Raw genomic sequence first — 11,741 nt, 5'->3', positions numbered from 1 at the left:
AATTGAACGAAATCATAACAGGGATTGATATCGGGACATCAAAGGTATGTACTATCATTGGACAATGTGATAAGAATGGTGAGCTTAGGATAATCGGCATTGGCATGTATCCATGTAATGGGATGAAAAAAGGAGTTGTTGTTGATATTGAGACAACTGCATTTTCCATCAAAAAATCGATCGAACAGGCAGAAAGAATGGCTAATCAAAAAGTTACATCTGTGTATATAAAAATACCCGGTGGACTTACTGAAATATACAGAAACAAAGGTCTTGTTGCCGTAACTAGAGACGATAAAGAGATAACAAATCAGGATGTGGAAAGAGTTTTACAAGCAGCTAAGATAATGGCTATACCATCTGATAAGCAGATAATAGAGCTTATTCCTATTGAGTATATAGTAGATGGTTATGGTGAAATAAAAGATCCTGTAGGTATGGCAGGAATTAGACTGGAAGTCGATGCAGCCATTGTAACAGGGAGCTTAACCGCTGTTCAGAATATGGAAAAGTGTGTTAAAAAAGCAGGATACAACATGTCTGGCATAATTGTAGAGCCACTGGCAACTGCAGAGGCTATAATGACGAAAGACGAAAAAGAACTTGGCGCTGCATTGATTGATATAGGTGCAGGAATAACTGATATAGCTGTATTTAAATCAGGAAATTTGATTTATACGGGTATGATACCTGTTGGAGGAAATCATATAACGAATGACTTGTCCATTGGGTTAAAGATTTCTTTTGAAGAAGCCGAAATTATAAAGAAGAAATACGGCTCTGTCGTGAAATTAGAAAACAATGATGAAACAGTAAAAATAGCAAATATTGCAAATCACAGTTCTCAAGATACTAAATTAAATGATATAATAGATATTATAGAAGCAAGGGTAAGCGAAATATTGACTATGGTATATGAGGAAATGAAAAGTTCTAACGTCATTGACCTTGTGTCGACAAATATTGTAATAACAGGAGGAGGAATAGCTTTTATAAAAGGAAGCTTAGATTTAGCGGAGAGTATTTTAGGAAAAAATGTAAGATTAGGTTTGCCAGATGCAATTGGAGTATCTACACCAGTTTATTCTGCATCAGTTGGAATTGTAAAATATGTTTATGCAAATCGGAAGTATTTATATAAAAAACAAGGTGAGATCCCAAAAGAGAAAGACAAAAAGAAAAATGGAGTATTGCTAAGAATAAAAGAATGGTTTAATGATTTTTGGATATGAGGAGGGTCTTATATGATAGGTATTGAAACAGATATGGAGCAATTTGCAAATATCAAAGTAATTGGCGTTGGTGGCGGTGGTGGAAATGCTGTAAACAGAATGATTGAGGCAGGGCTTAAAGGTGTTGAATTCATAGCAATTAATACAGACAAACAAGCACTTTACATGTCAAAAGCAGAGACAAAGATTCAGATAGGGGATAAGCTGACTAAAGGACTTGGTGCAGGTGCAAACCCTGAAATCGGTAAAAAAGCAGCAGAAGAGACAAAAGATGAGATTGAAAAGATTATAAATGGTGCAGATATGGTTTTTATAACTGCTGGCATGGGAGGTGGAACTGGAACGGGTGCTGCCCCTGTAGTTGCTGAAATAACGAAAGAATTGGGGATACTGACTGTTGGTGTTGTTACAAAGCCATTTACATTTGAAGGTAGAAAAAGAATGGCCCATGCTGAAATGGGTATTAGTGACCTTAAAAAGCATGTGGATGCGCTTGTCACTATACCAAATGACAGGCTTTTGCAAGTAGCCGAGAAAAAGACCTCTATGTTAGATGCATTTAAAATAGCGGACGATGTGCTAAGACAAGGTGTCCAAGGTATTTCAGACTTGATTGCTGTACCTGGACTTGTAAATGTGGATTTTGCAGATGTTAAAACAATAATGATGGAGACGGGTCTTGCCCATATGGGAATTGGCATAGCGTCTGGTGAAAATAAAGCTACTGAAGCTGCAAAGCAAGCGGTTCAAAGCCCTCTCTTAGAGACATCTATTGAAGGAGCAAGGGGCATATTATTAAATATTGCAGGTGGATCTAATCTTAGCATATTTGAAGTAAATGAGGCTGCAAACTACATATACGAAACTGCTGATCCTGATGCAAACATAATATTTGGCGCAGTAATCGATGAGAGTTTAGAAGATCAGATTAGAATTACTGTGATTGCAACAGGATTTGAAAAGAAATTTGAAGCAGAAAAGAAGCCCAAAATCGAAAAAGAAATTAAACAGCAAAATGAGATAAAAGAGATAAATGAGGTTATAAAGTTTGACAATGATGACCTTGATATACCTACATTTTTAAGAAGAGGGAAAAAATGAGAGGCTATACACCTTAATTGACTATAGATTAAGGTGTTTTTTTATGTATAGACAATTACAATATATAACATTAAATGTTAAAATTCAATAAAAAAATATTCATTAACGTAGATAATAGATGCCAAATTATAACATTTTTATTGATAATTTTTTATTATAATAAGAATAAAGGTTTATCATTTGAATATATATAATTTAGATGGTTTATAATGTCATTTGGAGCTGGTCAATATGTACGTTGATGTTATTTTTCTTGAAAACTTAATTATAAATTACATTATTTTATACCTTACAAAGAGATTTTCAAAATCGAAAGCCAGAAATATTAATTTGTTTTTTTCATCTTTGCTAGGTGCATCATACGTTATTTTGATATTTTTTTCTTTACCTAATATAATTTATTCACTTCCTTTTAAAATAATAATATCAATTTTAATGATTATAATCACATTTGGTTATAAAAAGTTGTACGAGTTTATAAAGATTATGAGTATTTTTTATCTGATTTCATTTATTGTTGGAGGGGCAGCATTTGCATTAATATATCTTGCCAATTTTGATTTGAAGCAAATCATAATTGGAGCACTATTTATATCCATTCTATTAATTTACATTGGATGGGGGTATATCTCAAAAAAGAATTTAGAAAGCGATATTATTCATGTTATTCAAATTGACATGAATAATATGAAAAAGGATATAAAAGCAATTTTAGATACTGGCAATACTTTGCACGATCCTCTGTCAAATTATCCAGTTGTGATAGTTGAGTACAACGCATTGAAAAATTTACTACCCGAAGGAGTAAAAAGCTTATTTGATAGAGGGAATATAAACGATATTTTTGAAATACCAAAAGTTGTAGATGACGACAGATGGCTTAAGAGATTTAGATTAGTGCCATACAATTCAATTGGAACTGATAGTGGCATGATGGTAGGATTTATACCTGATAATCTAATAATTGATGGTAACAAAAAATCTTTTAAAAATGTGATTATAGGGATTTATTTAAAAAGGCTAAATGCGACAGGTGATTATGAAGCACTTATTGGTTCAGAATTACTAATTTAGTGGAGGGATATTGAGTGAAACTTAGAACTAGGATAAAAATAACTGTACAGTTAGCAGTAATAAAAATATTGACAAAACTAAAAATAAGAGAATCAATTTTTTATGTTGGTGGCAGTGAGGCGCTGCCTCCACCGCTTTCGACAGAAGAAGAAATATTCCTTATAGCCAAAATGGAATCGGGAGATAATGCTGCAAAGTCAATGCTTATTGAAAGAAATTTGAGATTGGTTGTGTATATTGCTAAAAAGTTTGAAAATACCGGTGTAGGCATAGAAGATTTGATATCAATTGGAACAATTGGACTCATTAAAGCAATAAATACTTTTAATCCTCATAAAAAGATAAAACTTGCTACTTATGCATCTAGGTGTATCGAAAATGAAATACTAATGTATCTTAGGAGAAATAGCAAGACGAGAATGGAAGTTTCATTTGATGAACCATTAAATATCGATTGGGATGGTAATGAACTTCTTCTTTCAGACATATTAGGAACAGATAATGAAATAGTATATAAAATGATAGAAGATGAAGTGGATAAACAATTATTGAAGACAGCACTAAAAAAGCTTTCAGAAAGGGAAAAAAGGATAATAGGTTTAAGATTTGGCCTTGGCGGTGGGGCAGAGATGACACAGAAAGAAGTCGCTGATATGCTTGGGATATCTCAATCATATATCTCACGTCTTGAAAAAAGGATTTTAAAAAGGTTAAAAAAAGAAATCAACAGACTTGTTTAAAATTGAATAAAATTTGCTCTGCAGGTAATACTTAAAATTAACCAATACATTTGGAGGATGGGCATATGAACAATAAAGTAGAAATCTGCGGAGTAAATACTTCGAAATTGCCTGTATTAAAAGGCGCAAAGCAAAAAGAGCTATTAATAAGAATGAAAAATGGCGATAAAAATGCTAGAGAAGAATTCATAAATGGGAATTTAAGGCTTGTATTGAGCGTTATTCAAAGATTTAACAACCGTGGAGAATATGTAGATGACTTATTTCAAGTGGGCTGTATAGGTTTGATTAAGGCTATTGATAATTTTGATCTTAATCAAAATGTAAAATTCTCAACATATGCAGTACCAATGATTATTGGGGAAATAAGGCGATATTTAAGAGACAATAATTCTATAAGGGTAAGCAGATCCTTAAGGGATGTAGCATATAAAGCATTACAGATCAGAGATAAGCTGGTTAACGAAAATTCTAAAGAACCAACAGTAGGCGACATAGCGAAAGAACTTAATATACCTAGAGAAGAGGTTGTATTTGCACTTGATGCAATACAGGATCCTGTTTCACTATTTGAGCCGATATATCACGATGGTGGTGACGCAATATACGTAATGGACCAAATTGGTGATGACAAAAATGTGGACGAAGTGTGGCTAGAACAAATAGCACTGAAAGAGGCTATAAAGAAATTAAATGACCGTGAAAAAATGATTTTAACAATGCGATTCTTTGAAGGAAAAACTCAGATGGAAGTTGCAAGAGAAATCGGAATTTCGCAAGCACAAGTATCAAGACTTGAAAAATCAGCATTGACACATATGAGAAAATATATATGACTTGCCTTATGGCAAGTTTTTTTCCATTGTAATTTAATAAAAATAAGCACATATATATTATAATAATGTAAAAAAGATTGAGGGGGATCTATATGTTTAAGACATCAGACTTAAGAGATAAGGATGTAATTGATATTAATACTGGTAAAAGACTTGGTAATATCATTGACGTAGAGGTTAACTTGGAGGAGGGCAAAGTAGAAGGATTTATACTGCCTGGCGAAAGCAAAGGATTTAGATTGTTTGTAAAAGACCTAGACATCTACATACCATGGAAATCTGTAAAAAAAATAGGAGAAGATGTGATATTAGTTAATATTGATGAAAATGTAACACAAGTTTGACTATTTACATCAATTTTATTATAATTTTATTAGCAAATGTCGATATAAAAAGTTTTTTGAGCGGTTGTGACGAAAGGAATGATTATATTTGAAATGTCCTTTTTGCGGTTATTTGGATTCAAAAGTTATTGATTCTCGCCCTACAGATGATTCTACATCTATAAGGAGAAGAAGAGAATGTATAAAGTGCGGTAAAAGATTTACGACGTATGAGAAAGTTGAGCAGGTACCGATTCTAGTTATAAAAAAAGATTTGAGCAGAGAAGCTTATGATAGAGATAAAATTTTAAAAGGCATGATAAAAGCATGTGAAAAAAGACCTGTTCCAATCAAAAAATTAGAAGATCTGGCAGATGAAATTGAAAGAGATATTTATAATTCTTATGAAAAGGAAATCACTTCGGCTCAAATTGGGGAGATGGTAATGGAAAAGCTAAAGAATGTTGATGAAGTAGCATATGTCAGGTTTGCATCAGTTTACAGGCAATTTAAGGATATCAATACATTCATGGATGAGCTGAAAAAATTGCTAAATGATACCGAAGAGAGGAAATAGCCTTTTATTATTGTACATGTTTTGTACTTAGGAGGTGCAATTTTGACACATACAATTCTTGTAATCGAAGATGAAGCACATATTCTAGAACTTTTAAGGTATAATCTTGAGGCACAAGGATATAATGTCATACTTACTGATAACGGCAAAGAAGGACTTGAAAAATGCAGAGAATTAAGCCCTGATCTAGTTCTTTTAGATTTAATGCTTCCTGATATAGATGGCATCGATGTCTGTAAAAAGATAAAATCTGATGAACACCTTAAAAACATTCCGATTATAATGTTAACCGCAAAAAGTGAAGAATTTGATAAAATACTGGGTTTAGAGCTGGGAGCAGATGATTACATTACAAAACCATTTAGCATAAGAGAATTGCTGGCTAGGATAAAAGTTGTTTTAAGAAGATCAAAAAATGAAACCGAAGAAAATGAGATAATTAAATTTGGAGACATTACTATAGATACCGAAAAGCACATAGTGTATAAAGGCAATGAAATTCTTGACCTTACTTTGAAGGAGTTTGAACTGCTTAAACTTTTATCGAAAAACAGAGGTAAAGTTCTCACGCGTGATTATTTATTGGACAAGGTTTGGGGATATGAATACGCCGGTGAGACAAGAACGGTGGATGTCCATATAAGACATTTGAGAAAGAAGATTGAAGATGATGATAAGTTGCCTGTGTACATTGAAACTGTTAGAGGTATCGGCTACAAATTAAAAGACATAGGTGAAGGCAATGCTTAAAAAGCTTTACTACAGTTATTTTATAATAAGTTTTGTTGGTATTTTGGTTACATCGTTTTTTTTTATTGAAAAAATAACAACCTTAAGGTTTTGGTTTGGAATACTTTTAGGAGTAATTGTCAGCAATTTTTTTGGATACAGGTTTATAAAAGGCATTGTACAGCCTATAAATGAGATAACGGATGTTGCTAAAGAGATAACAAAGGGTAACTATGAGCACAGGATAGAAATCAAATCAATTGATGAGATTGGTCAGTTATCTTCAGCAATAAATATTATGTCGGACAAGCTTCAAGAGACCATCGATGAGCTGTACGATAGGAATGCAAAACTTGAAGCTATTTTGAAAGGCCTTATAAATGGTGTTATAGCCTTTGATGAAAATGAAAAAATTTTATTAATAAATGATTCAGCAAGAGCAATATTGGATATAAAGGAAAGTTCTGTTGTTGGAAAACACATATTAGACGTTGTAAGAAATACAAAATTTCATGATATTTTGGAGAAAATCATAAAAAACAAAGGATACAACATCGATAATTTAGAAATTAACACATTTAATAAATATCTCAAAATATATTCTAGTCCTATTGTTCACCAAGTCACACATAAAAAGTTAGGATTTGTTGTAATAATCAATGACATAACAGAGGTTAGAAAACTTGAAAAAATCAGAAGTGACTTTGTCGCAAATGTATCACACGAGCTTAGGACACCTCTTACATCTATAAGAGGATTTATAGAAACTTTAAGAGAAGGAGCCATTGACAACGTAGAGGAGAGGGATAAGTTCCTTGAAATTATTGAGTTTGAAGCTGAGAGGCTGACGAGACTTATAAATGATATATTGACATTGTCAGAAATAGAAAATTTAAAAGAGGGATTTGTAAAAGAAGACATTGCCATTGATGACGAAGTGAATGAAATTTTTTATATTATGGAAAAAACTGCAAATGATAAAAGCATAAAGCTTATAAAAGATTTAAACTGCAGCGGCGTTGTCATAAAAACGAGTAAGGATAGGCTAAGGCAGATGATAATTAATCTCGTTGATAATGGTATAAAATATACTCCAGAAGGAGGATACGTAAAAGTTACGACAATTGATAGAAAAGGAGATGTAGTAATAGAAGTTAAAGATAGCGGAATAGGCATCTCAAAGGAAAATATTCCTAGACTTTTCGAGAGGTTTTACAGGGTGGATAAAGGCAGGTCAAGAAAATTGGGAGGAACCGGTCTTGGACTTGCGATAGTAAAGCATATAGTGGAATCTATGAAAGGATCTATTTCAGTAGAAAGCGAAGTAGGAAAAGGTACAAAATTTACTATTGTTCTGCCTAAAGACCAAAAATAATCTATAATTTAACATGATTTTAACACAGATTTAATAATAGCTTTACAAAGGGTTGTTACAATATACTTGAAAGAAAAATTTTGGAGGTGCTTCTATGTTAAAAAGTAAAGCGGTCAAAGTTTTGTTAGCTGTATTAATGATTGTCAGTGTGTTTGTTTTTTCTGCGTGCGGTTCAAATTCCAATAATGCAGGAAATAATACAACAAATCAATCAAATGGTAGTCAGGATATTTCTGGTACTGCAACAGCGGTTGGGTCAACAGCATTACAGCCTTTGGTGGAGCAAGCGGCAACATTATTTAATCAAAAATATCCTAATGCGACTATTAATGTTCAAGGCGGTGGAAGTGGTACAGGTTTAACTCAGGTATCACAAGGTGCAGCAGATATAGGTGATTCAGATATATATGCAGAAGAAAAATCAGGCATCGATGCTAAGTCATTAGTTGATCACAAGGTGGCAGTTGTTGGTTTTGCTGTTGTAGTAAATAAAGATGTAACTGTAGATAATCTGACTCAGCAGCAATTAGTTGATATATTCACAGGCAAAATAAAAAACTGGAAAGATGTAGGCGGACAAGATGAACCAATAGTAGTAATTAATAGACCTACAAGTTCTGGCACCAGAGCGACTTTCAAGAAAATCGTATTAGGGGGACAGGATGAAGTCCAGGGCTTAGCGTTGACAGAGGATGCATCAGGTACTGTTAGAAAGACGGTTGCTGAAAAGAAAGGTGCAATAAGTTATCTTGCATTCTCATATGTCGATGATTCTGTAAAAGCATTAAAATATAACGGAGTTGAGCCAACAAAGGAAAATGTCATAAATGGCAAATATCCAATAGCATCATATGAGCACATGTACACGAAAGGTGAGCCGACTGGCGTTGTTAAAGCATTCTTAGACTTTATGATGTCTGACGAAGTCCAAAAAGGACCTGCAGAGAAACTTGGATTTATAAACATAAATGACATGAAAGTAACGTTAAAATAAAACACAAAAGAAGAATAGTTGATAAGAGCTGGTATTTATACTAGCTCTTATATTAATTTAAAGTTAAAAAATTTAACATAAAATTAACATAAATTTTACATTACCTTAATGAATATTTTTTTTTATTTTGCTACTATAATTAGAGTATTGTCGAAAATTTATAGTAGGAGGTAAAAAATGTCTGAAAACTATGACAAAAGACGAAAAGTATTTGACATGATTGGCAGAACGTATGCTTTTATTTGTGCTTTTTTATTGATAGTTATAACTGTATCGATTTTTTACTTTGTTGCTACGAAAGGCTTGTCTACGTTTATAATAGATAAGCGTTCGATTAAAGAATTTTTGTTTGGTACACTTTGGAAGCCTGATAGACCAAATGATCAAGGAGGTCCAGCTATAGGTTCTTTGCAATTTATACTGGGATCTGTTTTTGTCTCTGTTTTTGCAATATTGATAAGTACACCTCTCAGCATATCTACTGCGATTTTTATGGTAGAAATAGCGAAAAAATTTGGGAGAAATTTATTACAGCCAGCGATGGAGATATTTGTAGGCATTCCATCCGTCGTCTACGGGTGGATAGGACTTATTGTTTTAGTTCCTTTTATAAGCAAATACTTTGGCGGTTTAGGTTTCAGCATGTTAGCCGGCATATTAGTGCTTACGATAATGGTACTGCCAACAATAACAAGTGTCAGCACTGATGCCATAAAATCATTGCCATGGGAAATTAGAGAAGCTTCATATGCACTTGGTGCAACTAGGTGGCAGACAATAAGAAAAGTTGTATTACCTGCTGCCAAGCCAGGAATACTAACAGCAGTAGTATTAGGACTAGCTCGTGCTTTCGGTGAAGCTTTAGCAGTTCAGATGGTTATTGGAAATAGCCCATCACTTCCTTTTTCATTCCTGAAACCAATGTCGACGATTACATCTATTATTACAATGGATATGGCTAACACAGTCACTGGTTCAACGTGGAACAATGCAATGTGGTCATTAGCTTTGCTGTTACTCCTTATATCTTTTGGATTTATTTTAATAATAAGGCTTGTTGGTAGGAGGAGTATGTATAAATGAAATCAAAATTTTATGATAAATTAGCGACGATTTATTTTTATTTAGTTGCCGGATTAATTGTATTGTTTTTGGTAGCTCTAATAGGCTATATCTTGTATCAAGGCAGAAGTGAATTAAACTTACATTTTATATTGACGCCACCGAAATTCATGGAAAAAGGTGGAGGCATAGCACCGCAAATATTCAATTCACTGTTACTTTTGGTAATTACATTGATTATTTCAGTTCCAATAGGTATTGGGGCTGGACTGTATATGGCAGAGTATGCCAGGCCTGGTAAAATAACAGAGTTAATAAGATTGTCAACAGAGACTCTGTCGTCACTGCCATCGATTGTGGTAGGTCTTTTTGGACTTCTAATTTTTGTAAATATGCTTCATTGGGGTTATTCATTGATGTCAGGAGCATTAGCATTGACAGTATTGAATTTACCTGTAATGGCCCGTGTAAGTGAAGATTCATTGAGGAGTGTTTCATCATCATTGAAAGAAGCCAGCTTTGCATTAGGTTCTACTAAATGGCAGACGATAGTGAGAGTATTAATCCCATCTGCTTTGCCGGGACTTGTAACAGGTATAATTTTAACTTCCGGCAGGATTTTTGGCGAAGCTGCTGCCCTTTTATACACGGCAGGCATGAGCACACCGTCGCTTAATTTTAATGTTTTAAACCCTGCAAGTCCTGCATCGCCATTTTATCCTTTTAGATCAGCAGAAACATTGGCTGTGTATATATGGAAGGTTAACAGTGAAGGACTTGCACCTGATGCTAGGCAGATTGCCGATGGTTCTGCAGCAGTTCTTTTAATAATTGTACTTGTTTTTAATATTTTAGCACGTTGGTTAGGAAATAATCTATATAAAAGAATGACAGGTGGGAAATAATGTGATATAATTCTGAAAAAGAAAGGGGAAACCTTATTCATGAAAAAGATCGAAGTAAGGGATCTTGATTTATATTATGGCCAAATGCAGGCTCTTAAGAAAATAAATTTAGATGTTGAAGAAAACAGCGTAATGGCGCTTATTGGTCCATCAGGCTGTGGAAAATCTACGTTTTTGAGGACTTTAAACAGAATGAATGACCTTATAGATGGCGTCACAATAAGAGGAACTGTTATGATTGACAATCAAAATATATACAAGGATGTAGATGCTATAGAGCTTAGGAAGCGTGTAGGAATGGTATTTCAGAAGCCTAATCCATTTCCTATGACGATATATGACAATATTGCATATGGTCCACGAATACACGGTCAAAAAAATAAAAAAATATTAAACGAAATAGTTGAAAAAAGTTTAAAAGATGCAGCACTTTGGGATGAAGTAAAAGACAGATTAAATGATTCTGCATTAGGCTTATCAGGCGGACAGCAGCAGAGATTGTGTATAGCCAGAACGTTAGCAATTGAGCCTGAGGTTATATTGATGGATGAGCCGACGTCAGCACTTGATCCTATTTCAACTATGAAAATTGAGGAATTAATTGACCAATTAAAAAATAAATATACTATAGTTATTGTAACACACAACATGCAACAGGCGGGAAGAATATCTGATTCAACATCATTTTTCTTAAACGGTGAAATAATAGAAACAGGTAAAACAGAAGATATTTTCTATAATCCACGTGATAAGAGAACAGAGGACTATATAACAGGAAGATTTGGTTAAGGAG

The 11,741-nt window shown here is 33.6% G+C and carries 13 protein-coding genes; all 13 read left to right on the top strand.

The genetic code is table 11. The annotated features are described in order from the left end of the window. Positions 1–2 precede the first annotated feature (2 nt). The 13 genes from ftsA to pstB all read left to right on the top strand — a co-directional run bounded on the left by ftsA (position 3) and on the right by pstB (position 11,737). Positions 3–1,232: a cell division protein FtsA gene (ftsA, locus tag TTHE_RS08730; RefSeq protein WP_013298224.1), complete on the top strand. Its 1,230-nt coding sequence runs from the start codon at positions 3–5 to the stop codon at positions 1,230–1,232. Positions 1,233–1,244: 12 nt separating this feature from the next. After that, positions 1,245–2,333, top strand: a complete 1,089-nt coding sequence (gene ftsZ, locus TTHE_RS08725) for a cell division protein FtsZ (protein ID WP_013298223.1) — start codon at positions 1,245–1,247, stop codon at positions 2,331–2,333. A gap of 231 nt (positions 2,334–2,564) precedes the next feature. Continuing rightward, on the top strand, positions 2,565–3,407 hold the full coding sequence (spoIIGA, locus tag TTHE_RS08720; RefSeq protein ID WP_013298222.1) for a sigma-E processing peptidase SpoIIGA: 843 nt from the start codon (positions 2,565–2,567) through the stop codon (positions 3,405–3,407). 14 nt (positions 3,408–3,421) lie between these two features. Then, entirely contained in the window at positions 3,422–4,147 is a 726-nt protein-coding gene (gene sigE, locus TTHE_RS08715) for an RNA polymerase sporulation sigma factor SigE (protein WP_013298221.1), read from the top strand. Positions 4,148–4,212: 65 nt separating this feature from the next. After that, positions 4,213–4,983: an RNA polymerase sporulation sigma factor SigG gene (sigG, locus tag TTHE_RS08710; RefSeq protein WP_013298220.1), complete on the top strand. Its 771-nt coding sequence runs from the start codon at positions 4,213–4,215 to the stop codon at positions 4,981–4,983. Between the two features lie 92 nt (positions 4,984–5,075). Beyond that, positions 5,076–5,327 (top strand): YlmC/YmxH family sporulation protein, encoded by a 252-nt coding sequence (locus TTHE_RS08705; protein WP_013298219.1) that lies wholly within the window; start codon positions 5,076–5,078, stop codon positions 5,325–5,327. 88 nt (positions 5,328–5,415) lie between these two features. Then, positions 5,416–5,883 (top strand): transcriptional regulator NrdR, encoded by a 468-nt coding sequence (gene nrdR / locus TTHE_RS08700; protein ID WP_013298218.1) that lies wholly within the window; start codon positions 5,416–5,418, stop codon positions 5,881–5,883. A gap of 42 nt (positions 5,884–5,925) precedes the next feature. Next, complete coding sequence (locus TTHE_RS08695; protein WP_013298217.1) at positions 5,926–6,633, top strand: response regulator transcription factor; 708 nt, start codon at positions 5,926–5,928, stop codon at positions 6,631–6,633. Further along, the gene (gene pnpS / locus TTHE_RS08690) at positions 6,626–7,987 is read left to right on the top strand and encodes a two-component system histidine kinase PnpS (protein WP_013298216.1); all 1,362 of its coding nucleotides are present in this window, start codon (positions 6,626–6,628) and stop codon (positions 7,985–7,987) included. Before TTHE_RS08695 ends, pnpS begins: the two co-directional genes overlap by 8 nt. 94 nt (positions 7,988–8,081) lie before the next feature. After that, positions 8,082–8,981 carry a phosphate ABC transporter substrate-binding protein gene (locus TTHE_RS08685; RefSeq protein ID WP_013298215.1) on the top strand — a complete coding sequence of 300 codons (900 nt, stop codon included), beginning with the start codon at positions 8,082–8,084 and terminating at the stop codon, positions 8,979–8,981. 177 nt (positions 8,982–9,158) lie between these two features. Further along, positions 9,159–10,064, top strand: coding sequence for a phosphate ABC transporter permease subunit PstC (gene pstC, locus TTHE_RS08680; protein ID WP_013298214.1), 906 nt, complete (start codon positions 9,159–9,161; stop codon positions 10,062–10,064). Then, positions 10,061–10,948 carry a phosphate ABC transporter permease PstA gene (gene pstA / locus TTHE_RS08675; protein WP_013298213.1) on the top strand — a complete coding sequence of 296 codons (888 nt, stop codon included), beginning with the start codon at positions 10,061–10,063 and terminating at the stop codon, positions 10,946–10,948. Before pstC ends, pstA begins: the two co-directional genes overlap by 4 nt. 39 nt (positions 10,949–10,987) lie before the next feature. Further along, the gene (gene pstB / locus TTHE_RS08670) at positions 10,988–11,737 is read left to right on the top strand and encodes a phosphate ABC transporter ATP-binding protein PstB (protein WP_013298212.1); all 750 of its coding nucleotides are present in this window, start codon (positions 10,988–10,990) and stop codon (positions 11,735–11,737) included. Positions 11,738–11,741: the final 4 nt, after the last annotated feature.

The sequence above is a fragment of the Thermoanaerobacterium thermosaccharolyticum DSM 571 genome (assembly GCF_000145615.1).
Lineage (GTDB): Bacteria > Bacillota > Thermoanaerobacteria > Thermoanaerobacterales > Thermoanaerobacteraceae > Thermoanaerobacterium > Thermoanaerobacterium thermosaccharolyticum.
This window is presented reverse-complemented; position numbering and strand designations above follow the sequence as displayed.

What these genes read in the sequence shown, in the direction of transcription:
- pnpS (WP_013298216.1), top strand. Translation starts at nt 6,626, where the DNA reads ATGCTTAAAAAGCTTTACTACAGTTATTTTATAATAAGTTTTGTTGGT.
- TTHE_RS08685 (WP_013298215.1), top strand. Translation starts at nt 8,082, where the DNA reads ATGTTAAAAAGTAAAGCGGTCAAAGTTTTGTTAGCTGTATTAATGATT.
- ftsZ (WP_013298223.1), top strand. Translation starts at nt 1,245, where the DNA reads ATGATAGGTATTGAAACAGATATGGAGCAATTTGCAAATATCAAAGTA.
- spoIIGA (WP_013298222.1), top strand. Translation starts at nt 2,565, where the DNA reads ATGTACGTTGATGTTATTTTTCTTGAAAACTTAATTATAAATTACATT.
- pstC (WP_013298214.1), top strand. Translation starts at nt 9,159, where the DNA reads ATGTCTGAAAACTATGACAAAAGACGAAAAGTATTTGACATGATTGGC.
- pstA (WP_013298213.1), top strand. Translation starts at nt 10,061, where the DNA reads ATGAAATCAAAATTTTATGATAAATTAGCGACGATTTATTTTTATTTA.
- sigG (WP_013298220.1), top strand. Translation starts at nt 4,213, where the DNA reads ATGAACAATAAAGTAGAAATCTGCGGAGTAAATACTTCGAAATTGCCT.
- pstB (WP_013298212.1), top strand. Translation starts at nt 10,988, where the DNA reads ATGAAAAAGATCGAAGTAAGGGATCTTGATTTATATTATGGCCAAATG.
- TTHE_RS08705 (WP_013298219.1), top strand. Translation starts at nt 5,076, where the DNA reads ATGTTTAAGACATCAGACTTAAGAGATAAGGATGTAATTGATATTAAT.